Raw genomic sequence first — 24,139 nt, 5'->3', positions numbered from 1 at the left:
CCTACGCACGGGGTGTCGGCGATTCCTGGCTGCTGCGACGCACGTGGGCGATCGGCGGCCCCGGCGGGCGGGGTGGCGGCACGGGTCAGGAATTGTCGACGGCCAGGGACGAGGAGGCGCGGGTCGCGTTCCAGTCGCGCCACATCGCCTTGAGGTCCCACGCGTTCTCAGCCTCGAGCGAGATGCCGCGCTCGCCGGTGCGACGCGTGCGCCCCTGGATCAGCATCAGCTGCGTGCCGAAGAGGAGGGAGCCGGCGCGGGCCTGGGCCTCGTCGAAGAAGGTGGAGTCGGAGCAGCCGCTGCCGTCGTCGAGACTGATGAAGACGACGCGTCTCCCGCTGCGCATCGGCGGGGTCTGGGTCGCGATGCGGATGCCCGCCACGAGCACGGTCGTGCCGTTCCAGTGGTCGCGCAGGTCGGCGGCGCGGACCACGCCCAGATCGTCGAGCATGGGACGGTAGCTCTCGATCACGTGCTCGCTGACCTCCATCGACAAGATGTCGAGCTCGTCGCTGACCCTCTGTCGGACACCGACGTCGGGCGTGCCGGTCGGCACCGAGTCGGAGTCGTCGATCGAGAAGTCGAGCTGGTTCTCGACGTCGGTGGCCCGAGGGCGCGAGGACCGGCCGGTGAGCGCCCGCACCCGGGCCAGGACGTCACCGCGGGTGCGGCCGGGCCCGGCGACCGAGTCGAGCGCCCCGACCTGCGCCAGGCGTTCGAACAACGACCGGGAGGGCGTCGCCCGCTGCCAGAAGTCGGTGATCGAGTCGTAGGGGCGGTTCACGACGACCCGGGCCAGCTCGGCGTCGCTGATGCCGTGCACGTCGGCGAGCGACAGCCTCAGCCCGAGGTCGCCCACCCGGGTCGGCGCGATCGGGGTCGCCGGAGGTCGGAGGCGCTCGACCCGGTAGACGTCGGTCGAGGCGTTGACGTCGAGCGGCAGCACGGGCACGCCCATGCGTCGGGCCTCGGTCAACAGCAGGCGCTTCGGGTACATGCCGGGGTCGTGGGTGAGGATGCCGGCCAGGAACTCGGCCGGGTAGTGGGTCTTGAGCCAGGCGCTCTGGTAGGTGGGCAAGGCGAACGCCGCCCCGTGCGCCTTGCAGAAGCCGAACGACCCGAACCCCTTGAGCGCCGCCCAGATGCGGTCGACGGCGGCGTCGTCGAACCGCCGGCGGCCCGTCTCGGGGTCGAGGTTGCCGCGGGTGCGCTCGCGGAAGGTCGCCTCGAGCGCGTCGTCGTCGCCCTTGCCCATGTGCCGCCGGATCTCGTCGGCCTCGGCGAGCGACACCTGCATGGTCGCTTCGAGGATGCGCAGCACGTGCTCGTGGTAGATGACCACCCCGTAGCTGTCGTCCAGGAACGACGCGAAGCTCGGGTGCAGGTAGTCGGGCTGCTGGAACCCGTGCTTGGTGTCGAGGAACGGCGCGATCATGTTGCCCTTCATCGGACCGGGGCGGAACAGCGAGATGTCGGCGATCAGGTCTTCGTAGCGGTCGGGCTGCATCTTGCCGATCAGCTCGCGTTGCCCGGGACTCTCGATCTGGAACATGCCCAGCGTGTGGGTGGTCCTGATCGCTTCGAAGGTTGGTTCGTCGTCGTGGGGGATCTCGTCGAGCTCGATGCGACCCTGGCGGTTCACGTAGGGCACGTCGACCGGCAGGGCGCCGGCCAGGGCGGCCCGCGGGCCGTTCACGCGTTCGATCTCGTCGAGGGCATAGGCGAGGGAGCTCTGCATGCGGACGCCGAGGACGTCGAGCTTGAGCAGACCGGCGTCGTTCATGTCGTACTTGTCGAACTGGCTCATCGGCAGGCCGATGCCGCTGGGCTGGACGGGGGTCGTGCTGAGCAGGTCGGAGTCACCGAGGATCACCCCGCACGGGTGCATCGAGATGTGCCGGGGCAGCCGGTCGAGTCGTTCGCTGAGGTCGACGAGCAGATCGATCTGGTCGTTGCTGCGGGCCAGTTCGGCGATCTCGCGCAGCTCGGGTTTCTCGACCATCGCGGTGCGGAGGTCCCGGGCGTTCGACCGCCAGACGTTCTTGGCCACGAGGTCGATCTGCTCGTCGTCGAGCCCCAGCGCGAGGCCGGCGTCGCGCACCGCACCCCGCCCGCGGTAGGTGGACTGCATCGACATGAGCGTGACCCGGTTGCTGCCGTACCGGTCGAAGATCGCCCGGTAGACCTCGTGCCGTCGGGCCGCCTCGACGTCGATGTCGATGTCGGGCAGGGTCTCGCGCTTGTTGCCGAGGAAGCGCTCGAACAGCAGGTCGTGCTCGATCGGGTCGACGTTCGAGATGCGCAGCAGGTAGGTGACGAGGCTGCCGGCACCCGAACCCCGCGCCGCGTTGCGCACCCTCAGGTCGCGCATCAACGCCGAGACGTCGGCCACGGTGAGGAAGTACCCCGCGAAGCCGAAGCCGGTGATGATGCCGAGCTCGTACCGCATGCGTTCTTCGACTTTCTGGCGCAGGGACCGGTCGGCGTCGCCGAAGCGTTCGGTGACGCCGGCTTCGGCCCGCTGGAACAGCGCTTGGTCGGGATCGCCGTCGACGCCGATCGCGCTGAGCTCCGGCACCTTCGGGCGGCCCCACCCGAGGTCGGCGACGGGGTCGATCCGGCAGCGGTCGGCCAGGCGTTCGGTCGCGGCGAGCATCTCGTCGCCGGCGCTGCGGGGCAACGACGACGCGTCGCTCACCAGACGGGCCAGTCGGCGCATGTCGACGGGGCTCTTGAGGTACGCCTGGGCGTTCGGCTGGGGCCGGAACGAGCCGAGAGCGGCGAGGTGCCCGGCCGAGTCGAGCACGTCGGCCGTCACGGCCTCGTCGGGGTCGAGGTAGCGCACCGCGTTCGTCAGCACCGCCGGCACCCCGACGTGGTCGGCGAGCTCGAGCATGCGCGCCGCGTGTCGGATGCTGCGGCTCTCGCCCGGCTCGGTCAGGTGGCAGACCACCTCGACCACCACGCCGCCGGGCAGCGTCGCCGCCCAGTCGGCGAGGGATGCCGCGGCCTCGCCGTGTCGTCCGGCCTGCACCAGCCGTCCGACGTCGGAGTCGGGCCCCAACAGCACGGTCGCCGCCGGCTCGGTCTCGCCCTGGACGAAACCGCGCACCCTCGACCGGGCGATCGTCGCCACACTGTTGGCGCTGCCGCTGGCCCGGCGTGTGGCCCGACCGTGAGACGCGCTGATCAGGCGGCACAGTGCCGCCCACCCCGCCTTCGCCGGGCCGCCGCCCCGCGCCCCGTGTGCCAGCACGACGATGCGGTCGACCCCACCGCCACCGACACCGGCACCCCCGCCGCCCACGACCTCGTCGCGGTCGTCCCGGCAGCCCAGCTCGACCCCGACGATCGGGTCGATGCCCGCCGTCCGGCAGGCCCCGACGTGTCGGATCGCCCCGTACAGCCCGTCACGGTCGGTGATCGCCGCCGCGTCGGCCCCCGCCGTGACGGCGGCGTCGACGAGCGCCTTCGGGTGCGCCGTGCCGTGGTGGGCGCTGAACGCCGACGCGACGCGCAAGTGGGTGAAGCTCATGGGTCGGTACCTCGGGCTGCTGAACCCCCGGCCGGGTCGTTCGAACAGATGTTCGACCAGTGTACGTCGCCACGAATACCTCGTCGCGCCCGAGGTCCGTCTGGCGTCCCGCGGCCTGTCATCATCGAGGCATGCCCGATCGACGCCCCACCCCGCCCGATCGACGGACAGCCCTGCGTCGCGATGCCCGCACCGCGACCCACTGGACCCGCGTCCTGCTGGCCCAGCCGCGCCTCCTGCTCGCCGTGAAGACGGCGCTCGCCGCGGCCCTCGCCTACTGGATCGCCCCGCAGGTGCCCGGTGTCGCGGCCGACTACCCGTACTACGCGCCGCTGGGCGCCGTGATCGCGATGTACCCGACCATCAAGAGCTCGCTCCGTCAGGGGTTCCAGGTGCTGCTCGGCGTGATCGTCGGCATCGGTCTCGCCACGGCGGTCTTCGCCCTGCAGGACGGACAGCCCGGCGTCCTCGCCGTCGCGCTCGTCGTCGGGGTGGGTGTGCTCGTGGCGGGCATCCGGTGGCTGGGTGCCGGCCGCGACTGGGTCCTGACGGCCGGGCTGTTCGTCCTGCTGCTCGGCGGGGCGAACGCCGAGGACTATTCGCTGGGCTACATCGTGCAGATCGGCGTCGGCGTCGTCGTCGGCGTCGTGGTCAACCTGGTGCTCGTGCCGCCGCTCTACGCCTCGCGCGCCGAGCGACGACTCACCCGGGTGAAGGACTCCCTCGCCGACCGGGCCGACGAGATCGCCGGCGTCTTCGAGACGCCCTGGCCCCTCGAGGACGACGAGTGGGAGCGTCGCGTGGGCGTCCTGCCGAGCACCCTCCGCCGTGTGCGCGAGGCCGTGCAGTACGCCGACGAGTCCCGGCACCTGAACCCGCGGCGGATGCTCGGTCGCCGCGACCTGGGGCAGGAGTACGCCGACCTCGCCATCTACGAGCGGGTCTCGTTCCACCTCCAGGACGTCGCCGAGGTCTCGGGCATCCTCGGTCGCCGGATCGGCCGACAGATCGGCATGCCCGACGACCTGGCTCCCGACGTCGCCCGCGCCGTGCACGGCGTCGCCACCGTGATCCGCCGCCACGGGGCCGAGGACGTCGACGCGTTCACCGACGCCCGGCGCCGGGTCGCCGACCTCTGGGACGCCGTCGACGGTCACCGCGACCGCCCGACCACCGACACCAGCGGCGGCGTCTCGATCGCCGTCTCGCTGGGCCGTGTCATCGCCGCGCTCGATCCCGACGACACCACGGCGCCCAGCCCCGAGGACGACCCCGCCGAGGAGGCGCGCACGGCCGACGACGGCTCCGGCGGCCGCGTGGGCGGCACCGACAGCACGGGGCCGGTCGACGACGACACCGCGCCCCGCGACACCGCCCCGCACGACACCGTGCAGGACGGCGACGCCGACTCTCCTCGATGACCTCGATACGGCGCTGATCGCCCGGGAGCAGTACGGTTGACCGGGCACCGGCGCCGAGACGCGACCCGTGCCCTCCGCGGCCGGGGCGGTCGACGGGAATGCCCGTCCCCCCTGTGCGTTGACACCCGTGGCCCCGAGAACCCCCGCCGCCTGATCGACCAGCGACGACCCGATCGCCGCCCTCCCATGAAAGCTGCACCGTGACAGACACCACCACCCTCATCATCCTCGGAGCCAGCGGAGACCTCACCGAGCGTCTGCTGCTCCCCGGCCTCGCGAGCCTGCTGAAGAGCGACCGCGGCGTCGACGTCCAGCTCATCGGCACCGGCCGCAGCGAGCGCAGCCCCGACGAGTGGGACGACGTCGTGAAGACCGCCTTCAACGGCGACGCCGGCAGCGACCTCGCCAAGAAGACCCTGGCGTCCAGCCGCTACATCCAGGGCGATCCGACCACGGTCGAGCACCTCAAGGCCCTGTTCGAGGCCAGCGAGGGCACCCCGGTGATGTACTTCGCCCTGCCGCCCGCGATCAGCACGAAGGTGATCCAGGCGCTCGCCGAGATCGACCTGCCCGACGGCCTGCGTCTCGCCCTCGAGAAGCCGTTCGGCTCCGACGAGCAGAGCGCCCGCGAGCTCAACGCCGAGCTGCTCAAGATCGTCCCCGAAGAGCGCATCCACCGCACCGACCACTTCCTCGGTCGTGCCACGGTCCTCAACATGATCGGCCTCCGATTCGCCAACCGCCTGTTCGAGCCGGTCTGGAACAGCGAGAACATCGAGAAGGTCGAGATCTTCTACGACGAGGTCCTCGGCCTCGAAGGTCGCGCCCAGTACTACGACAAGGCCGGCGCGCTGATCGACATGATCCAGAGCCACCTGCTGCAGGTGCTCGCCGTCATCGCGATGGACGCCCCGTCGAGCATCGACTCGGTCGAGCTGCGCAGCGAGATCGCGCGCGTCCTGCGGGCCACCTGGGTCAAGGACGCCGACCCGGTCGCCTCGAGCCGTCGTGCGCAGTACGCGGCCGGCACCATCGACGGCAAGGACGTCCCCGCGTACGCCGACGAGGACGGTGTCGACGACGACCGTCAGACCGAGACCCTGGCCGAGGTCGAGTTCGAGGTGAAGACCCGTCGCTGGGCCGGCGTCCCGTTCATCCTGCGCTCGGGCAAGGGCATGACCAAGATCCGCAAAGAGGTCCTGATCACCTTCAAGCCGGTCCCGGCGCTGCCCGAGGGCCTCAACGGATCGTCGACGCCCGACACGCTGCGCATCGAGATCAGCCCCGAGACGATGGAGCTCGGCGTCACGACCAACGGTTCGGGCAACCCCTTCGACCTCGAGAAGTCGACGATGTCGGTCACCCTGGGCAAGCCGGAGCTCACGCCCTACGGCGAGGTGCTCAGCGGCATCTTCCACGACGACCCGACGCTGTCGATCCGCGGCGACGTGGCCGAGCGGTGCTGGGCGATCGTCGCTCCCGTCATCGAGGCCTGGAAGGCCGACGAGGTGCCTCTCGACACCTACGCCGCCGGGTCGACCGGCCCGAAGGACTGGCCCGCCTGATTCCTCGCGTCGTCCGCAACGGCCGCCCCGCTCGTCAGAGCAGGGCGGCCGTCGCCGTCCCGGTCGCTCAGGCGTTCGTCGTCGTGGACTCCGTGGACTCCGTGGACTTGGCCGACGTGGCGCGTGAGATCGCGTCCGCCGCGCGCACCAACGCCAGGTGCGAGAGCGCCTGCGGGGTGTTCCCGACGTGGCGGCCGGTCGCGACCTCGATCTCCTCCGAGAGCATGCCGACGTCGTTGCAGTAGCCGACCAGACGGTCCATCAGGGTGACGGCGTCGTCGACGCGACCCGAGGCCGCGTACTGCTCGGCGAGCCAGAACGAGCAGGTCAGGAACGGATTCTCGGCCCCGTCGAGTCCGTCGACGCCGCTCTCGGTCCGGTACCGCATCAGCAGGCCGTCCTGCAACAGGTCGTGCTCGATCGCGGCGACGGTGCCGAGCATCCGGGGGTCGTCCGCGGCGACGAAGCCGACCTGGGAGAGCTGCAACAGGGACGCGTCGACCTCGGTCGTGCCGTAGTGCTGGGTGAAGGAGGCGCGGTCGGCGTTCCAGCCGTTGCTCTCGATCTCGGTGCGCACCTCGTCGCGCAGGCCGCGCCACCGGTCGACCGGGCCGTCGAGACCGAACTGCTCGACCCCCTGGATCGCGCGGTCCAGGGCGGCCCAGATCATCACCCGGGAGTGGGTGAAGTGCTGCAGTTCGCCGCGGATCTCCCAGATGCCGTTGTCGGGGCGGGTCCAGTTGTCCTCGACGTACTGCATGAGGGCGCGTTGCAGAGGCCACGAGTACTCGCTCTCCTCCACGCCGAGCAGACGGGCCTCGTGCAGGGCGACCATGACCTCGCCGAAGATGTCGCCCTGGTACTGCTTGTACGCGGCGTTCCCGATGCGCACCGGTGAGGCGCCGTCATAGCCTGGCAGCTGCCCGAGCTCGCTCTCGTGCAGGTACCGTTCGCCGGCCAGGCCGTACATGATCTGCACGTCGGCGGGGTCTCCGGCGATGGCGCGCAGCAGCCAGCCGCGCCACCGGTCGGCCTCCTCTGCGTAGCCGTGCAGGATGAGCGCCTGCAACGTCATCGACGCGTCTCGCAGCCACACGTAGCGGTAGTCCCAGTTGCGCGAGCCACCGAACTGCTCGGGCAGGCTCGTGGTCGCCGCGGCGACGATGCCTCCGGTGTCCTCGTTGGTCAGGGCCCGCAGGATCAGCAGCGACCGGTGCACCTCGTGGGTGTAGGCCTCGGGTGCCGAGCACCGCGACGCCCACTCCTGCCACCAGGCGACGGTCTCGTCGATCCGGGCCGACACGTCGACGGGCGTCGGCGGCTCGCGGTGCGACGGGTACCAGGTGAGGCTCAGGTCGACCGTCTCGTCTGCGGAGACGTCGAACGTCGCCTCGTGCGTGTGGTCGGTGGCCGTCAGTCGGGGTCCGCGGACGACGACGGCGTCGGGCCCGGCCGTGGCGACGAGCGCGGTTCGGTCGCCCTCGGGGATCTGCCGCACCCACGGGACGGCCGTGCCGTAGCCGAAGCGGATCGCGAGGTCGACGTGCATCGAGACGGTGCCCGAGACCCCGGTCACCCGGCGGACGACGTCGGCCCGTCGGTCGCCGTAGGGCATGAGGTCGGTGACCTCGACCACGCCGGTGGGTGTCGTCCAGCGGGTGACGAGCACGAAGGTGTCGTCGACGTAGCGGCGGGTCGAGGTGGCGGCGGCGTCGGCGGGGGCCACGAGCCAGCGACCGGCGTCGTGGTCGCCCAACAGGGCGCCGAAGGTCGAGGCGGAGTCGAAACGGGGGAGGCAGAGCCAGTCGATGCTGCCGTCGGAGCCCACGAGGCATCCGGTGTGCAGGTCGCCGATCAGTGCGTAGTTCTCGATGGGCAGGGGCATGCGCTCATCAAACCAGCGCGCCCGGGGCTCGGGGTCAGCGTTGCAGCGTCGGGTCGGGCCAGAGCGTCTCGACCTTGGGCTTCTGTCGTCGGGTGCGAGCCCAGACGACGAACCCTGCGAGCGTGAAGGCACCGTAGAAGACGTACATGAACGCCGACGCGTAGTAGCCGGCGCTGAACAGCAGGGGAGTGCCGACGAGGTCGACCGCGACCCAGATCAACCAGAACTCGACCCAGCCCTTGGCCATGCCGTAGGTGGCGAGGAGTGACCCCGTGAAGATCCACGCGTCGGCCCACACGGGTTCGTACGACCCCAGGAGGCGGAACAAGGGAGTCAGCAGGGCGGTGCCGCCGACCAGCACGACGACGATCAGCACCCGGTTCTTCCACCCCGCCCAGCGGGGCTCGACGGCCACGCCACCGGTGTCGCCGGCGTGCTTCCAGCGGTACCAGCCGTAGATCGACACGACGATGAACATGACCTGGCGGGCGGCCTGGCCGAGCAGGTTCACCGGGTTCGGGGTGTCGAACACCGCGCCGAGGAAGACGGTGAACAGCAGCGCGTTGCCCACGATGCCGATCGGCCAGGCCCAGACCTTGCGCCGCATGCCGCCGAGGGCGCTGAGCAGGCCGAAGACGTTGCCGACCACCTCTCGCCAGAGGATCGTCTGGTCGCCGATGTGCAACTGGGCGTCGAACAACCACAGCAACGGATTCATCGGGAGGCTCTCTTCGGTCAGGGTGGCGGGTGGTGCGGGACCACGGCGTCCCCGGGGCGCAGAGCGCCTGGTGCTGCAACGAGTGTGACACGAGGGTCATTCCCGAAGGCCGCCGTCGTCGGGCTGACGGCCCGGGCCGGCGGCCCAGGGGTGGCGGCCCCGGGTCAGGCGAACAGCTGCTGCTCGACCCGGTCGTCGAACACCCCGAGCAGCAACCAGGAGTCGCCCCTGCCGTCGAGCGCCAGGTCGAAGGTGCCGTCGACCCGATGGGCACCGTCGGTGAGCGGCACCGCGTCGACCCGCCAGACGGTCATCTCGAGCAGGTGCGCGCTCGCCCCTCGTGGCGCCCTGGTCGCCGATCGCCACCAATCGGTGCGTGTGACCCAGAGCTCGGGCGAGCTGACGACGCCGTACACGACCCCCCGCCACTCGAAGCGCAGGGGGGCCCCGTCGGGCGTCGTCTCGACCGGGACCTTCTCGTCCACCCTCATCTGCCGACCTCTCGTTCGAATATGTGTTCGAACGGAGTCTACGAACCTCCACCGACATCGGCCACCCCGGGTTCGCCCCGGGCCCTGGCCCGGACCCAGCGCCTCGGGGTCGCTCGTGACCTCACCAGCCGGGCAGCGCCTCCTCGACGTGGGTGACCGCCTCTCGGGGCAGGCCGGCCTCGTCCGCGAACGACCGCCACCGCCGCACGGCGTCGCGCACCTCGTCGACGATGCCCGACGCGTCCCGCACCAGGAAGCGATCGGCCAGGCGCATCACGTCGGCCCGTGAGACGTCTCGGAACACCCCGTCCACCCCCATGAGGTGCTGGTACGTCCACCGCCCGGTCGGGTTGTGCGCGAACGTCACGTCGTACGCGGGGGACAACCCCCACGACGCCCCGGGCCCCGCCAACAGGAACGACGAGTTCTTCGTGTGGTCGTCGTTGTTCGCCGCCAGCACGTTGAAGACCATCCGACGGAACGCCTGCGCCATCGCCTCGTCGCCCGCCCCCAGACGACGGATCGCGTCGAACAGCTGCCCGTAGTCGTGCGCCTGTCGTTGCCGGAAGTCGAGGTGCGCCGCCCCGCACAGCGTCAGGACGTGCGCCTTCCCCTCGGCCCGACGGTCGAACCGACGCGTCATGAAGTGCGACCGCCCGTTCTCGTCGAGCAACCGGCACTCGGCCATGTCGATGCCCGCCGCACCCGCCATCAGCGAGTACGCGTACTCGACCCGGCCGGCGAGGCCTCCCGAGCCCAACTCCGAGTCCGGGCCCAACCCGTCCAGCTTGATCAGCCAGTGCTCGAACCCGTCCGGCGCCGCCAGCTGACCCGACCGGATCTCGCCCGTCACGCGGTTCCACGCCACCACCGCCTTCGCCCGCGCCCCACCCGCCGACGTCCCCACCTGGATCAACGACCGGATGGCCGACTCGGTCTCGTGGTCGTCGCTGAAGCTGACGTCCAGCACGCTGCGTGCCCCTTCGACGAGCGCGCTCAGCTCGAGCGCGCTCGTCGTCCGCTGACGCGGCCCCCGCGACGGCCGGAACTCCAGCGCCCCCATGGCCCGGTCTGCCATGTACGCCAACCGGTCCAACGGGCTCACCTGCCCCCGCGAGACCCCCTGGCGCACCAACCAGGCGTCGATCACCGCGTTGCCGAAGTCGTCCGGCATCGCGTCCGCCAACACGGCGGGCAACCGGTGGAACGTGGCTTCGGGCAGCTGGGGGAAGACGTGCCGCCGGATGCGGATCGGCATCGTCAGAGGCGCCAGCTCGATGCCCCGAGCCACCCAGTCCGGGTAATACTCGAAGACGTACGCCCCGAGGCCCGGGTCGAGCGCCACGGCCCCCACCCGCAGACCCCACGCCGTCACCTCGACCGCACGAACCGGGACCCAGCTCACGAGCCCCCTCCCGACGAGCGCCCGCCCCGGGGCCGGTACACCCGACGACGCGGCTCGTCCCCCGACGACCTCAGCACGTCGAGCGGACTGACGGCGCTCGCCGGGGCGATGTTGCCGAGCGCGCCGTCGGCTCCGAGGGCTCGCAGGACGCGGATGAGCGTGCGCAAGGTGCTGCCTCGCCCGGTCTCGAGAGCCTGCACCGTGCTCGGTGACAGGTCGGCCCGTCGAGCGACCTCGAGCTGGTCGAGCCCCTGGTCGAGCCTCAGACGACGGACCTGATCGCCGACCTGGCGTTCGCGGTCGTCGGTCGAGACGAGGGGCGGAGTCCCACCGTACGGATTCTGATCATCACTGAACACGATGCTCCAATCACGGAATAAACCACGATAGCAGCAATATGACCCAGAAAACGTGATTATCCCACTATTGCAGGCTGATCACACGAGCCGATGGTCAGTCCATCACGCCGTTGTCACGGAGCTGCTCCCACAGGCCCGCGCCGTCGGGCGCCGACACCCAGGCCACGTCGCTGGCGCCGGCGTGCTCCGATCGCGACCGGCCGCCTGCCAGCACGGCCTCGCTGGGCGACAGCTGGCGGATGGCCACGGCGGCGACGTTCTCGGGGTGGTCGTGCAGGAACGTCCCGTACAGCTCTTCGTCGTGCTGCCCGTCGTCGCCGACCAGGAGCCACTTGAGGTCGGGGAACTCTTCGGCGAGTCGGCGAAGGGACTCCTGCTTGTGCAGTCGTCCGCTGCGGAAGATCCGGTCGTGGGTGGGGCCCCAGTCGGTCAACAGCAGCGCGCCGCTCGGGTACAGGTTCCGTGACAGGAAACGGGACAACGTCGGCGCCACGTTCCAGGCTCCCGTCGACAGGTAGATGACGGGGCACCCGGGGTTCGCCGCGTTCAGGCGTTCGTACAGTACGGCCATCCCGGGAACCGGGCGCCGGGCGTGCTCGTTCAGCACGAAGGTGTTCCAGGCGGCGAGCAGCGGCCGGGGCAACGAGGTGACCATCACGGTGTCGTCGATGTCCGAGACGATGCCGAACCGCGCCTCCGGGTCGATCACGAAGATCGGTGCCTCGACCGGCGTCGACCCTTCGGTGGTCAGGGTCGCGACGTGCCAACCGGGTTCGAGGTCGACGGCGATGCGTGCGTCCAGCACACCGCCGCGGTCGGTCTGGACGCGCTGGACGCGACCGCCGAGCGAGATCTCGACCAGCGCCTTCTCGACGGGCACGCTCGTGAAGCTGCGCCACCCCCGGACGTTGAGGCGGTCGACGCCCGACAGCGTGCCGGTCCGTGTGAGCAGCACGCGCGACAGCACACGGGCCCATCCTGGACCGCCGTAGCCGCTGTACGGGACGACCGTGGGCAGCAGCCCGCGGCGTCGGGCTCTCTTCTCACGGAAGCGGTGGACCGAGTTCTCGATGCGAGCCGCCCGGTGCAGGAAGGGCTCGACGGCGGCGGGCGGTGCCTTGCGGGTGTCGGGCATCCGGTCAGTCTCGCACGGTGGGTCGTCGCACGGTGGGTCGTCGGGCGGGCGGGTCAGCCCGCAGGGGCGAGCAGGCCGGGATGGTCGACCGACGTCGAGCCGACCTCGGGGCCGACCTCGTGGTGCAGGAGGCGCTCGGCGATCTCGTCGCTGAGGCCCGCGATGCCCTGCACCAGGTCGTCGTCGCCCTCGGTCCCGGGGTCGAGCCAGTCGTCCATGACGTCCGTGCCGACGAGCACCGGCATGCGGTCGTGCACCTGGCAGACCGGCCCCGAGGAGGCGCGGGTCAACACGGTGGTCGACAGCAGCCACCGAGACGGAGCGCCGACCTCGGCCGACGGATCTCGCCACCACTCGTAGAGCGCGCCGAACAGGACCACCTCGTCGTCGGGCAGCCGGACCAGGACGGGCCGCTTCGAGCCGTCGGGCAGGGCCTGCCACTCGTACCAGCCCGTGGCCGGCACGAGCCCGCGGCGCGAGACCACGGCGTCGCGGAACGACGGCTTCTCGGCGACCGACTCGGACCGCGCGTTGACGAGCGGGGGCCCGGCGTCGGGGCCGGCCGAGCCGCCGGGCACGAGACCCCAGCGAGCCGCGGCGAGGCGACGGACCGGTGGGCCGCCCGCGTCGGCTCCTCGCGGTGCCGCGTCGACCAGGAGACTCACCGGCCGAGTCGGAGCGATATTCCAGGAAGGCTCTGGGAGAGTGTCTCCTGATACATCGACGTCGAACAGGGCCACCAGGTCGCTCGAGGCGCGTGCCATCACGAATCGTCCGCACATGCGACCCATTCTGGTGGCAGTCGCCGACATCCGGTGACCGACACCTCGGTCTCCCTCCGACGTCATCGCACCGTGCCCGACCCCGTCGAGGCATCGCCACGAAACGGAGAAACGTTGCTCGTCACCGACGTCAATGACGCACTGCCCGGGGGTTCACCGCTGCTCAGGAACGAGCCCGTCCAGGCCCGTAGTTCCGCGCGGCTCACCGGGTTGCTCGACGCGGCCGCGGCGATCATCGACGAGATCGGCTACGAGCGTCTGACGACGGCGATGGTCGCCGAGCGGGCAGGGGCGTCGATCGGCACCGTCTACCGCTACTTCCCCGACCGCATCGCCGTCGTGGACGCCCTCGCCCTGCGTTCCGTCCAGCGGCTGACCGTCCGGGTCGGCGAGGCCGTGTCCGACGATGCCGTCAGCGACTGGCGTCGCGCCGTCGACCTGTTCGTCGAGGCCAAGGCCGAGATGTACCGCCGCGAGCCCGGATTCCGCGCCATCCGCTTCGGGGACGCCCCCGACGTCCGTACGCCCGAGACGCGCCAGTACACGAGCCCGTTGGCCGAGCAGCTGCTCACGGTCTTCGTCGACGACTGCTCGGTGACCCGTACCGACGAGCTCGAGCTGGGCCTGCAGGTGGCGGTCGAGATCGCCAACGCTCTTCTGGCGCGAGCCTTCATCGACGATGCCGAGGGCGACGACCGTTTCGTCGGCCAGTGCCGGACGGTGCTCACGGGGTATCTCGAGCCTCTCGTCGCCGCGCGCTGATCTCGCGGGCCGTGTGACGGCGTATGTCAGGGGCCTCGGTGAGGTCGGTGACACATCGTCGAGATCTGTGGTTGGGTGAACGCCCTGGCAAGTGTCGATTCGTGCTGCCCACGAGGAATGAGCCACCCATGATCGAGTTCCGTTCCGTGACGAAGCAGTACCCCGACGGCACCCTCGCGGTCGACGACTTCAGCCTCGTCATCCCGTCCCGGAAGACCACGGTCTTCGTCGGGTCGAGCGGGTGCGGCAAGACGACGATCCTGCGGATGATCAACCGCATGGTCGACCCGACGTCCGGCGTGATCGAGATCGACGGCAAGTCGATCGGCGACCTCGAGCCGGTGGGGTTGCGCCGCGGCATCGGCTACGTCATGCAGAACTCCGGTCTGCTGCCGCACCGCAAGGTCGTCGACAACATCGCCACGGTTCCCGTGCTCAAGGGCACGTCGAAGAAGGTCGCCCGTGACCGCGCCCTCGAGCTGATGGACACCGTCGGGCTCGACCGCGACCTCGCCCAGCGCTACCCGAGTCAGTTGTCCGGCGGGCAGCAGCAGCGCGTCGGCGTCGCCCGCGGTCTCGCCGTCGACCCGAACATCCTGCTCATGGACGAGCCGTTCGGCGCCGTCGACCCACTCGTGCGGTCCGACCTGCAGCAAGAACTCATCCGGCTGCAGCGAGAGCTCGACAAGACCGTCGTCTTCGTCACGCACGACATCGACGAGGCCTTCTACCTGGGCGACCAGGTCGTCATCCTCGAGAAGGGCGGTCAGATCGCCCAACAGGGCAGCCCTGCCGAGATCCTCTCGGCCCCCGCGACCGACTTCGTCGCCGAGTTCATCGGCGCCAACCGGGGCAAGCGTGCGTTGCACGTCGAGCAGACCCCGACCGGGCAGGTGGTGGTCGACGGTGACGGACGCACCGCCGGGGTGCTGACCGAGTCCGTCCGAGGTGGGCGGACGTCGTGAACTGGATCTGGTCGAACAGCGACTACATCCTCGACAAGACGATCGTGCATCTCGGTCTGAGCGTGCCGCCGGTCATCCTGGCGTTCGTCATCTCGTTGCCGATCGGGTGGGCTGCCAACCGGTACACCCGCCTCCGGGGCATCGTCCTCGCGGTCGCCGGATTGTTCTACGCCGTGCCGTCGTTCGCCCTGCTCGTCGTGTTGCCCGGCCTCATCGGGTACAGCATCCGCAGCAACACGAACCTCATCATCGGCCTCACCCTGTACGGGGTCGCCCTGATGGTCCGGTCGGTCGCCGACGGCCTCCAGTCGGTCGAGACCGACGTGCGTCAGTCCGCCACGGCGATCGGCTACTCGGGGTGGCAGCGGTTCTGGCGCGTCGAGATCCCGCTGGCCGGCCCCGTCCTGCTCGCAGGCCTCCGCGTCGTCCTGGTCAGCACCATCAGCCTGGCCACCGTGGGGGGCATCCTCGGCATCAACGGGCTCGGACTGCTCTTCAACGACGGGCTGCAGCGCGACATCATGGCCGAGATCGTGGCGGGCATCGTCCTCACGATCGTCATGGCGCTGGTCCTCGACGGTCTGCTGGTGCTGCTCGGTCGAGCACTGATGCCCTGGACGAGGGGTCACGCGCCGACCAAGGCGAGCACGCCGGCCTGGGCTCGTCAGAAGGTCGTGGCGCCGTGAACCTCTTCGTCGACGCCTTCGCCTGGCTGGCCGACCCGACGCACCTCTCCGGGGCCGACGGGGTGCCCACCCGGCTGGGTGAACACCTCTGGTACACGGTCGTCGCGGTGGTCATCGCCTCCGTCCTCGCCATCCCCGCGGGTTACCTCATCGGACACACGGGTCGTGGCCGCACCCTCGCCGTGGCCCTGACCGGTGGTGCGCGCGCGCTGCCCACCGTCGGGCTGGTGTTCCTCCTGGCTCTGCTCGTCGGCATCGGCATCACGGCGCCGATGATCGCCTTCGTCGTCCTGGCGATTCCCTCCGTGCTCGCCGGCGCCTATTCAGGTTTCGAGGCCGTCGACCGCAAGACGGTCGACGCGGCCCGGGCCGTGGGCATGACCGAATGGCAGATCGTCACCAAGGTCGAGGTGCCCCTCGGGCTGCCCCTGCTGATCGGCGGCATCCGATCGGCCACGCTGCAGGTCGTGGCGACCGCGACCATCGCCACCGTGGTCGGGGCCGGCGGCCTCGGCACGTACATCTTCCGGGGCTTGCGGTCGAACGACTACACACAGATGCTGGCCGGCTCCATCGTCGTCATCGCCCTCGCGGTCGTCCTCGAGATCGTCTTCTCGATCGCCCAGCGTCTCGTCGTCCCCGCCGGGGTCACGGCCGGACGCCCCTCCGACACCCGCTCCAAGGCACTCCGGCCCGGGGCGGTCACGACAACACCCCTCACGAAAGGCACACAGTGATCACAGCGAACAAGAAGGGCCGGCTCACCGTTCTCGGCGCAGTCGCGATCGGGGCCGTGGTGGCCCTGGCAGGGTGCTCGTCGAGCGACCCGCTGAGCTCGGGCGACTCGTCCGAGTCGAGCGACGGTGACACGCTCGTCATCGGCTCGCAGCAGTACTACTCGAACGAGATCATCGCCGAGCTCTACGCCCAGGCACTCGAGGCCAAGGGCTACACGGTCGACCGTCAATATCAGATCGGTCAGCGCGAGGTGTACCTGCCCGAGCTCGAGTCGGGCAAGATCGACGTCTTCCCCGAGTACACCGGCAACCTGCTCCAGTACTACGACAAAGAAGAGACCGCGAAGTCGCCCGAAGAGGTCGAGACGGCTCTGGCCGCCGCGCTGCCCTCCGGTCTGACCGCGCTGAAGGCCGCCGCGGCGTCCGACCAGGACAGCTACAACGTGACGAAGAAGTTCTCCGAGGACAACGACATCACGAGCCTGGCCGACCTGAAGGACTACTCCGGCACGCTGGCGCTGGGTGCTCCGCCCGAGAACGCCGAGCGTCCCTACGGCCCTCCCGGTCTGAAGAGCGTCTACGGCGTCGACGTCACCTCGACCCCGATCGACGACGGTGGTGGCCCCCTGACGGTCAAGGCCCTCACGGACGGCAGCGTCCAACTGGCCGACATCTACACCGCCAGCCCCCTCATCGCCGAGAACGACCTGGTCACGCTCGAGGACCCCGAGAACATGATCCTGCCGCAGAACGTGGTCCCGATCGTGTCCGACAAGGTCGACTCGGACGCGCAGGCCGTCATCGAGAGCGTCGACGCGGTCCTCAGCGCGTCCGACCTGCAGAAACTCAACTCGAAGAGCCAGACCGACAAGGAGTCCTCGGCCACCATCGCCAAGGACTACCTGACCGAGAAGGGCCTGCTCGACAGCTAGGCACTCCCTCTCCGAGAGCCCCGTTCCGTCCGCGGAACGGGGCTCTCCGTCGTCCGGGACCCCGCCCGCAGGGCGAGGACGAGGAGGCGCGGGTCAGGACGCGTCGTCGCCCACGCCGTCGTCGGGGTGCGCCATGTGCCGTTCCTCGCGGCGGTGGAGCACTTTCTTGACGACGACGACCAGCAGGGCGAAGACGGCGATGATGCCGGCGAAGACGTAACCGGCCTGGTGCAGCTGGTCGGCGAGCTCGCGATAGCTGCCGGCGGCGGCGGCACCGACCGAGACGTAGGCGAGAGCCCAGAGGATGCACGCGGGCGTCGTCCAGGCGAGAAAGGTCCGGTAGCGCATCGGGCTCGTGCCCACGGTGAGCGGGATCAACGAATGCAGCACCGGCAGGAACCTCGACACGAAGACGGCGATGCCGCCCCGTCGGGCGAGGTAGTTCTCGGCCCGCACCCAGTTCGCTTCGCCGATGCGTCGGCCGAGCACGCTCGCCCTGATCTTCGGCCCGAAGAACCGGCCGAGGGCGAAGCCCACGCTCTCGCCCACGAGGGCCCCGAGCACGAGGGCCGCGACGAGCGCCCCGAACTCGAACGGCGACGCCACCGCCGTCGCCGACACGATGGCCACCGTGTCGCCGGGCACGATCAGCCCGAGCAGTACCGAGGTCTCGAGGACCATGGCGACGCCGGCCAGCACGGTCCTCAGCACGGGGTCGACGGACTGGACCAGGTCGAGCAGCGTCGTCAGCACGTCGTTCACCCGCCCGAGCCTATTCACAGCGAGTGCACGGCGCCCGAGTGCCCAAAACAACAGGTGTCGTCCATCTCACGCTCTAGGCTCATGACGTCCCGACGGTGCGACGCACGACCACACCACCATCCGAGGGAGAAGGCGCATCCCGATGAACGAGCTGCTCGACCCGCTGCTGCTGTCCCGCTGGCAGTTCGGGCTCACCACGATCTACCACTTCTTGTTCGTGCCGCTCACGATCGGCATGGCGTTCACGGTCGCGGTCTTCCAGACGGCGTGGGTGCGCACGGGCCGCATCCACTACCTGCAGCTGACCCAGTTCTTCGGCAAGATCTTCCTGATCAACTTCGCGATGGGCGTCGTGACCGGAATCGTTCAGGAGTTCCAGTTCGGCATGAACTGGTCCGACTACTCGAGATTCGTCGGCGACGTGTTCGGTGCCCCGCTCGCGCTCGAGGGCCTGCTCGCGTTCTTCCTCGAGGCGACCTTCATCGGCATCTGGATCTTCGGCTGGGACAAGGTGCCGAAGAAGCTGCACCTGGCCAGCATCTGGGGTGCGACCGTCGGCAGCATCCTCTCGGCGTACTTCATCATCGCCGCGAACGCCTTCATGCAGAACCCGGTCGGCTACGACATCAACGAGGAGAAGGGCCGTGCCGAGCTCACCAGCATCTGGGAGGTCCTGACCAACAAGATCGCCCTGGCGGCGTTTCCCCACACGATCTTCGCGTGCTTCATGGTGTCCGCCGCGGTCATCGTCGCGGTCGCCGCCTGGCACCTGTCCCGGAACCAACACCTCGAGACCATGAGGCCGGCCCTGCGCTTCGGCCTCTGGACGATGGTGGCGGCGGGTGCGCTCACCTTCGTCACGGGCGATCAGCTCGGCCTCGCCATGGTCGAGACCCAGCCCATGAAGATGGCCGCCGCGGAGGCGCTCTACACGACCAGCACCGGAGCGGACGCCTCGTTCTCGATCTTGACGCTCGGCACGCCCGACGGTGTGCACGAGCTCTTCAGCATCCGGGTGCCCTACCTGCTGTCGTTCCTGTCGACCCACACGTTCGACGGCACGGTCGAGGGGATCAACGACCTCCAGGCCCAGTACGTGCAGCTCTACGGTCCGGGTGACTACACCCCGATCATCTGGGTCACCTACTGGTCCTTCCGCTGGATGATGGGCCTCGGGATGGTCAGTGTCCTCGTATCGCTCGTCGGCCTCTGGATCACCCGGAAAGGGCGTCTGCCGCAGAACACGTGGGTGTGGCGGGCCGCGGTCTTCAGCTACCCGATGCCTCTGCTGGCGATGATCGTCGGGTGGGTCTTCACCGAGATGGGCCGGCAGCCCTGGCTCGTCTTCGGGCTGCTCAAGACCGAGGACGGCGTCTCGCCCGGGGTCACCGGCCTGACGGTGCTCATCTCCCTCGTCGCCTTCACCCTGATCTACGGGACGCTCGCCGTCGTCGAGTTCAGGCTCATCGTCAAGGCGGCCCAGAAGGGGCCGGCCGACGCCCCGGAACCCGATCCCGTGTCGGGCGAGATCCGACACGAGGCGACGGTCTACTGATGCCCGCGACCCTCGTCGTCCCGACGCGAGAAAGGCTATGACCATGGACCTCCCCACCCTCTGGTTCGTCATCCTCGGCTTCTTCTTCGTCGGCTACTTCGTGCTCGACGGCTTCGACTTCGGGGTCGGCATGTCGCTGCCCTTCCTCGGGCGGGACGACACGGACCGGCGCGTGCTGATCAACACCATCGGTCCCGTCTGGGATCTCAACGAGACCTGGGTCATCGTCGCGGGCGCCTTCCTGTTCGCGGCCTTCCCCGAGTGGTACGCCACGTTGTTCAGCGGGTTCTACCTCCTCATGTTGCTGATCCTGCTGGCCCTGATCGTGCGTGGCGTCTCGTTCGAATACCGGCATCAGCGCCCCGAGGCGTCGTGGAAGCGCCGTTTCGACGCGATGATCGTCGTCGGCTCGGCCGTCCCGGCGTTCGTCTGGGGGCTGGTCTTCGCCAACGTCGTCCGGGGTGTACCGCTGGACGAGGGGCACGACTACACAGGCACGCTGCTCGACCTGCTCAACCCGTACGCCGTCCTGGGCGGCCTCACGACCCTCCTGCTCTTCTTCACGCATGGCGCGGTTTTCGTGACGCTCAAGACCGAGGGCGAGATCCGGAGGCGAGCCCGCCGCCTGGCCGTCCGCGCCGGACTCGTCACGATCGTCGTCGCGGCGGCCTTCCTGGCCCTGACCTCGCTGATGCACGGGACCCTCGTGTCGGTCGTCCTCTCGGTCGTGGCGGCCGTCACCCTGATCGCGTCGTTCGTCGCCAACCTCCGCGGCCGCGAGGGGCGGTCCTTCGGCCTGATGGCCGTCACGATCGCCCTGGCGGTCTCCAGCCTGTTCGCCGCGCTCTTCCCCGGAGTGATGCCGGCGAGCAACGATCCGGCGAACAGCCTGACGATCGCCAACGCGTCGAGCTCGACCTACACCCTGACGATCATGAGCTGGGTCGCCCTCGTCTTCGTCCCGCTCATCCTCGGCTACCAGGGCTTCACCTACTGGATCTTCCGCAAACGGATCAGCCGTGCGGCGATCCCGGCCGCCCACTGAGCCGGCGTCCGTGAGACCGCTCGACCCGCGCCTCCTGCGCTACGCCTCCGCCGCCCGGGTGTTCCTCGGGCTCGGGGCCGTGCTCGGTCTCGTGCAGACCGTCTCGATCGTCGCCGTGGCCTGGTTCACGACGACGGCCGTGGTCCGGGTCGTGGAGGGGCCTGCCACCGACGGACTCGCGACCGCCCTGGTCGGACTCGGCGTCTCGGTGGCGGTGCGGTCGCTCGTGGCGTGGGCGCTCGAGGTGACGTCCGCGCGGGCCGCGGCCCGGGTGAAGAGCCAGCTGCGGGCCCGGGTCGTCCGCGCGGTCGCCGACCGCGGGAGGGCCTGGGTCGACCGGCATTCGTCGGCCCGGGTCGCGACCCTCGTCGGCCCCGGACTCGACGCCCTCGACGAGTACTTCGCCCGGTACCTGCCCCAGCTCGTGCTCACGGCCCTGGCGACGCCGTCGCTGGTCGTCGTCATGGCCCTGCACGACTGGGTCTCGGCCCTGATCGTCGTGCTGACGCTGCCCGTGATCCCCGTCTTCATGGTGCTGATCGGATGGACCACCCGTGCCGCCCAGACGCGCCAGTGGGACCGCCTCACGCACCTCGCCTCGTCGTTCGCCGACGCCGTCGGCGGGGCGTCGACCCTCAAGGCGTTCGGTCGTGAGCGGCGCCAGGTCGAGCGGATCGGTAGCATCACCGACGACTACCGGGTCGAGACGGTGAAGGTGCTGCGCGTGTCGTTCCTCAGCGGCTTCGTGCTCGAGCTGGCGGCGTCGTTGTCGGTCGCGCTCGTCGCCGTCTCGATCGGCATCCGGCTCGTCGACGGCTCGATGGGGCTCACCGCCGGACTGTTCGTGCTGCTGCTCACACCCGAGGCCTACCTGCCCCTGCGCCAGGTCGGCGCGAACTACCACGCCGCAGCCGACGGGGTCGCGGCGGCGGACGACGTCTTCGAGCTGTTGGAAGACGAGAAGGGCGACGTCGCACCTCGGCCGACCGGGTCGGCCGTGGCCGCCGGTCACCACGAGCCCCGCGCCGAGGGCGACGCGCTCGTCGTCGACCGCGTCTCGGTGAGCCGAGGAGGCGCGGTGCGGCTGCCCGAGACCTCGCTCGTCGCCGAGACGGGTCGCGTCACGGCGGTCGTCGGCCCGAGCGGTGCCGGCAAGTCCACCCTGCTCGACGCCGTGCTGGGGCTCGAACCGTGCGAGGGTCGAGTCGTCTGGCGGTCGTCGGGGCGGGCCCCGACGCGCCACGAGATCGCCTGGTCCGGGCAGTCCCCGCTGTTGTCGTCCGGCACCGTGGCCGAGAACGTCGCTCTCGGCGACACGCGCGAGCCCGACACCGAGGCCGTCGTGCGGGCCCTCGACCTGGCCGGTGCGGCGGGCCTCGACCCGGCGCTCGTGCTCGGGGCCGGCGGCCAGGGCCTGTCCGGTGGACAGGCGCAACGGGTGTCGGTGGCCCGGGCGCTGTACCGACTCGATCGGGTGGGGTCGCGCCTCCTGCTGGTCGACGAGCCCTCGTCGGCGCTCGACCCGGTCACCGAGGCCCGGGTCGTGGCGGGGCTCCGACGCATCGCGGCCACGGGCGTCGCGGTGGTCGTCGTCACGCACCGCCGTGCCGTCAGGAACGCCGCCGACGTCGTCGTCGCGATCGGAGGGGCCTCGTGAACCGTTCGTTGCTCCGCGCGGCTCAGCCCGACGCACGCCGGGCCGCCCCCGGCCTGGTGTTCGGCTCGCTCAGCGCACTGTCGGCCGTCGCATTGCTCGCGGCGTCCGCGTACCTGATCACGCGGGCGGCCGAGCAGCCGCCGATCCTCTATCTCTCGCTCGCCGTCGTCGGCGTCCGCGCGTTCGCCCTGACCCGGGCGGTCTTCCGATACCTCGAGCGTTTGTCCAGCCACGATGCCGCCTTCCGTCAGCTGGCCGTGGTCCGCACCGAGCTGTACCGGCGACTGGTCCGCGTGGCCCCGGCGGGTCTCGGTCGCACGGATCGTGGTGACCTGCTCGCGCGCGTCGTCGGCGACGTCGACGCGTTGCAGGACCTTCCCCTGCGGGTGGTGCAGCCCCTCGTGGTGTCGGGCCTGACCTCCGTCGTCGCCGTGGTCGGCGTCGCTCTCGTGTCCCCGCAGGCCGCCGTCGTCCTGGCGGGCGCGCTCGTCCTGGCGTTCGGCGTCGGCTGCGTGGCCGCCGACCGCCTCGCGCGCCGCAGCGAGCACGTCCTCGCCGAGAAGCGTGGTGCGCTCTCGGCCGCGGTGGTCGACCTCGTCCAGAACCTCGACGTGCTGGTCGCGTTCGAGGCCGTGGACCGGCAGCTCGGCCGGGTCGCGGGGCTCGACGACGACCTGCGCCGCGCCTCCTCGCGCCGGGCCCTGACCGGAGGCGTCGTCGCGGCCGTCCTCTCGGCGCTGTCCGGTGCCGCAGCGCTCGCCACGATCCCCGTCGTCGCGCCCGACGCCGCCGCGGGGGGACTGACCGGCCCGGCCGTCGCACTGGTGGTCCTCGTGCCGCTCGCCGTCTTCGAGGTCGTCGGCGCCGTGCCGACGGCCGTGCTGGCCTGGCGGCGGGTCCGCGCGAGCGGGGACCGCGTCGAGTCCGCGGTGCCCGCCGTCGTTCCCGCGGGGGTCGTCGACGACGAGGCCGTCGGCGGGTCGGCGGCCGACGGGGCCGAGATGACGCGGACACTCGTCGGCGCGTCGCGGACGCCCGTGTCGGCCCTGCGTCTGCGGGGCCTCTCGGCGACGTGGCCCGGTGCGGCGGGCCCGGCCCTCCGTGGCGTCGACCTCGACGTCGCCGTCGGCGACCGCGTCGTGGTCGAGGGGCCGAGCGGCGCCGGCAAGACCACGCTGGCCTCGGTGCTCGCCCGGTTCGTCGAACACACCGGACGCTACGAGGTCGGGGGAGTCGACACGGCGACCCTCGCCCCGGCCGCCGTCCGGGCCGCGGTGGGCCTGATCGAGCAGACCCCGTACCTCTTCGACGAGTCACTGCGACAGAACCTCCTCTTCGCCCGCGACACGGCCACCGACGACGATCTCCTGGCCGTGCTCGACCGCGTCGGGCTGGGCGACTGGGCCGCAGGGCGCGGCGGGCTCGACGCTCCCTTGGGCGAGCGGGGAGTCCTCGTCTCGGGCGGTCAGGCCCAGCGCATCTCGTTGGCCCGAGCCCTCCTGCGGGGCTTCCCGGTGCTGATCCTCGACGAGCCCACGGCGGGCCTCGACCCCGAGACCGCCCGCCGGCTCGTCCTCGACGTCCTGACGACGGCCCGGGACGACGGGTCCACGGTGGTCGTCATCTCGCACGTCGAGGTGCCGGCCGAGCTGGTCACACGGCGCGTGCGCGTCGAGTCCGGCCGACTGCGCGACGTCGAGGTCGCCCTCGACGAGGCAGCCGACTCCGACGACTGACGACCC

General features: G+C 70.5%; 20 protein-coding genes. 11 read left to right on the top strand and 9 right to left on the bottom strand.

Annotated elements, in window-relative coordinates; translation table 11 throughout:
* Nucleotides 1–85: 85 nt before the first annotated feature.
* Nucleotides 86–3,535: a DNA polymerase III subunit alpha gene (locus tag EDF50_RS03330; protein WP_123518074.1), complete on the bottom strand. Its 3,450-nt coding sequence runs from the start codon at nucleotides 3,533–3,535 to the stop codon at nucleotides 86–88.
* Nucleotides 3,536–3,666: 131 nt separating this feature from the next.
* On the opposite strand from EDF50_RS03330, the gene EDF50_RS03325 reads away from it, so the two are divergent.
* Nucleotides 3,667–4,956, top strand: coding sequence for an aromatic acid exporter family protein (locus EDF50_RS03325; protein ID WP_123518072.1), 1,290 nt, complete (start codon nucleotides 3,667–3,669; stop codon nucleotides 4,954–4,956).
* A gap of 200 nt (nucleotides 4,957–5,156) precedes the next feature.
* Complete coding sequence (locus EDF50_RS03320) at nucleotides 5,157–6,521, top strand: glucose-6-phosphate dehydrogenase (protein ID WP_123518070.1); 1,365 nt, start codon at nucleotides 5,157–5,159, stop codon at nucleotides 6,519–6,521.
* 67 nt (nucleotides 6,522–6,588) lie between these two features.
* Here the strand turns inward: EDF50_RS03320 and EDF50_RS03315 are convergent, their stop codons facing one another.
* From EDF50_RS03315 to EDF50_RS03285, 7 genes are all read right to left on the bottom strand, one after another.
* Nucleotides 6,589–8,538, bottom strand: a complete 1,950-nt coding sequence (locus tag EDF50_RS03315; RefSeq protein ID WP_255410027.1) for a glycoside hydrolase family 15 protein — start codon at nucleotides 8,536–8,538, stop codon at nucleotides 6,589–6,591.
* Entirely contained in the window at nucleotides 8,441–9,124 is a 684-nt protein-coding gene (gene pnuC, locus EDF50_RS03310; protein ID WP_123518067.1) for a nicotinamide riboside transporter PnuC, read from the bottom strand. Before pnuC ends, EDF50_RS03315 begins: the two co-directional genes overlap by 98 nt.
* Nucleotides 9,125–9,288: 164 nt before the next feature.
* Nucleotides 9,289–9,615 (bottom strand): DUF6504 family protein, encoded by a 327-nt coding sequence (locus EDF50_RS03305; protein ID WP_123518065.1) that lies wholly within the window; start codon nucleotides 9,613–9,615, stop codon nucleotides 9,289–9,291.
* A gap of 121 nt (nucleotides 9,616–9,736) precedes the next feature.
* Entirely contained in the window at nucleotides 9,737–11,020 is a 1,284-nt protein-coding gene (locus EDF50_RS03300; RefSeq protein WP_123518063.1) for a type II toxin-antitoxin system HipA family toxin, read from the bottom strand.
* On the bottom strand, nucleotides 11,017–11,379 hold the full coding sequence (locus EDF50_RS03295; protein ID WP_158612613.1) for a helix-turn-helix domain-containing protein: 363 nt from the start codon (nucleotides 11,377–11,379) through the stop codon (nucleotides 11,017–11,019). The genes EDF50_RS03300 and EDF50_RS03295 overlap by 4 nt, the downstream gene beginning before the upstream one ends.
* A gap of 94 nt (nucleotides 11,380–11,473) precedes the next feature.
* The gene (locus EDF50_RS03290) at nucleotides 11,474–12,514 is read right to left on the bottom strand and encodes an App1 family protein (protein WP_123518060.1); all 1,041 of its coding nucleotides are present in this window, start codon (nucleotides 12,512–12,514) and stop codon (nucleotides 11,474–11,476) included.
* 53 nt (nucleotides 12,515–12,567) lie between these two features.
* Entirely contained in the window at nucleotides 12,568–13,296 is a 729-nt protein-coding gene (locus EDF50_RS03285) for an SOS response-associated peptidase (protein WP_158612612.1), read from the bottom strand.
* Between the two features lie 114 nt (nucleotides 13,297–13,410).
* Between EDF50_RS03285 and EDF50_RS03280 the strand changes: the two genes are divergently transcribed.
* The 5 genes from EDF50_RS03280 (at nucleotide 13,411) to EDF50_RS03260 (ending at nucleotide 17,378) form a co-directional block, all read left to right on the top strand.
* Nucleotides 13,411–14,058 (top strand): TetR/AcrR family transcriptional regulator, encoded by a 648-nt coding sequence (locus EDF50_RS03280; protein WP_123518424.1) that lies wholly within the window; start codon nucleotides 13,411–13,413, stop codon nucleotides 14,056–14,058.
* Nucleotides 14,059–14,186: 128 nt separating this feature from the next.
* Nucleotides 14,187–15,023, top strand: coding sequence for an ABC transporter ATP-binding protein (locus EDF50_RS03275; protein WP_123518056.1), 837 nt, complete (start codon nucleotides 14,187–14,189; stop codon nucleotides 15,021–15,023).
* Nucleotides 15,020–15,709 carry an ABC transporter permease gene (locus EDF50_RS03270; RefSeq protein WP_123518054.1) on the top strand — a complete coding sequence of 230 codons (690 nt, stop codon included), beginning with the start codon at nucleotides 15,020–15,022 and terminating at the stop codon, nucleotides 15,707–15,709. The genes EDF50_RS03275 and EDF50_RS03270 overlap by 4 nt, the downstream gene beginning before the upstream one ends.
* Entirely contained in the window at nucleotides 15,706–16,446 is a 741-nt protein-coding gene (locus EDF50_RS03265) for an ABC transporter permease (protein WP_123518053.1), read from the top strand. Before EDF50_RS03270 ends, EDF50_RS03265 begins: the two co-directional genes overlap by 4 nt.
* Nucleotides 16,443–17,378: an ABC transporter substrate-binding protein gene (locus EDF50_RS03260; protein ID WP_123518051.1), complete on the top strand. Its 936-nt coding sequence runs from the start codon at nucleotides 16,443–16,445 to the stop codon at nucleotides 17,376–17,378. Before EDF50_RS03265 ends, EDF50_RS03260 begins: the two co-directional genes overlap by 4 nt.
* Before the next feature lie 93 nt (nucleotides 17,379–17,471).
* Here EDF50_RS03260 and EDF50_RS03255 read toward each other — a convergent pair whose 3' ends face one another.
* Nucleotides 17,472–18,140, bottom strand: a complete 669-nt coding sequence (locus tag EDF50_RS03255) for a DedA family protein (protein ID WP_123518049.1) — start codon at nucleotides 18,138–18,140, stop codon at nucleotides 17,472–17,474.
* 142 nt (nucleotides 18,141–18,282) lie between these two features.
* Here EDF50_RS03255 and EDF50_RS03250 point away from each other — a divergent pair, with 142 nt between their 5' ends.
* Genes EDF50_RS03250 through cydC form a run of 4 tightly spaced genes read left to right on the top strand, consistent with a single transcriptional unit; the run spans nucleotide 18,283 to nucleotide 24,133 of the window.
* Nucleotides 18,283–19,695 carry a cytochrome ubiquinol oxidase subunit I gene (locus tag EDF50_RS03250; RefSeq protein WP_123518047.1) on the top strand — a complete coding sequence of 471 codons (1,413 nt, stop codon included), beginning with the start codon at nucleotides 18,283–18,285 and terminating at the stop codon, nucleotides 19,693–19,695.
* A gap of 43 nt (nucleotides 19,696–19,738) precedes the next feature.
* A complete protein-coding gene (gene cydB / locus EDF50_RS03245) occupies nucleotides 19,739–20,740 on the top strand; it encodes a cytochrome d ubiquinol oxidase subunit II (RefSeq protein ID WP_123518046.1) in 1,002 nt (333 codons plus the stop codon).
* Between the two features lie 10 nt (nucleotides 20,741–20,750).
* Nucleotides 20,751–22,397, top strand: a complete 1,647-nt coding sequence (gene cydD / locus EDF50_RS03240; protein ID WP_123518044.1) for a thiol reductant ABC exporter subunit CydD — start codon at nucleotides 20,751–20,753, stop codon at nucleotides 22,395–22,397.
* Nucleotides 22,394–24,133: a thiol reductant ABC exporter subunit CydC gene (gene cydC, locus EDF50_RS03235; RefSeq protein WP_123518043.1), complete on the top strand. Its 1,740-nt coding sequence runs from the start codon at nucleotides 22,394–22,396 to the stop codon at nucleotides 24,131–24,133. Before cydD ends, cydC begins: the two co-directional genes overlap by 4 nt.
* Nucleotides 24,134–24,139: the final 6 nt, after the last annotated feature.

Origin of the sequence: Frigoribacterium sp. PhB24, assembly GCF_003755185.1 — a bacterium.
Classification (GTDB): domain Bacteria; phylum Actinomycetota; class Actinomycetes; order Actinomycetales; family Microbacteriaceae; genus Frigoribacterium.
This window is presented reverse-complemented; position numbering and strand designations above follow the sequence as displayed.

What these genes read in the sequence shown, in the direction of transcription:
- EDF50_RS03330 (WP_123518074.1), bottom strand. Translation starts at nt 3,535, where the DNA reads ATGAGCTTCACCCACTTGCGCGTCGCGTCGGCGTTCAGCGCCCACCAC.
- EDF50_RS03325 (WP_123518072.1), top strand. Translation starts at nt 3,667, where the DNA reads ATGCCCGATCGACGCCCCACCCCGCCCGATCGACGGACAGCCCTGCGT.
- pnuC (WP_123518067.1), bottom strand. Translation starts at nt 9,124, where the DNA reads ATGAATCCGTTGCTGTGGTTGTTCGACGCCCAGTTGCACATCGGCGAC.
- EDF50_RS03305 (WP_123518065.1), bottom strand. Translation starts at nt 9,615, where the DNA reads ATGAGGGTGGACGAGAAGGTCCCGGTCGAGACGACGCCCGACGGGGCC.
- EDF50_RS03290 (WP_123518060.1), bottom strand. Translation starts at nt 12,514, where the DNA reads ATGCCCGACACCCGCAAGGCACCGCCCGCCGCCGTCGAGCCCTTCCTG.
- EDF50_RS03285 (WP_158612612.1), bottom strand. Translation starts at nt 13,296, where the DNA reads ATGTGCGGACGATTCGTGATGGCACGCGCCTCGAGCGACCTGGTGGCC.
- EDF50_RS03275 (WP_123518056.1), top strand. Translation starts at nt 14,187, where the DNA reads ATGATCGAGTTCCGTTCCGTGACGAAGCAGTACCCCGACGGCACCCTC.
- EDF50_RS03250 (WP_123518047.1), top strand. Translation starts at nt 18,283, where the DNA reads ATGAACGAGCTGCTCGACCCGCTGCTGCTGTCCCGCTGGCAGTTCGGG.
- cydB (WP_123518046.1), top strand. Translation starts at nt 19,739, where the DNA reads ATGGACCTCCCCACCCTCTGGTTCGTCATCCTCGGCTTCTTCTTCGTC.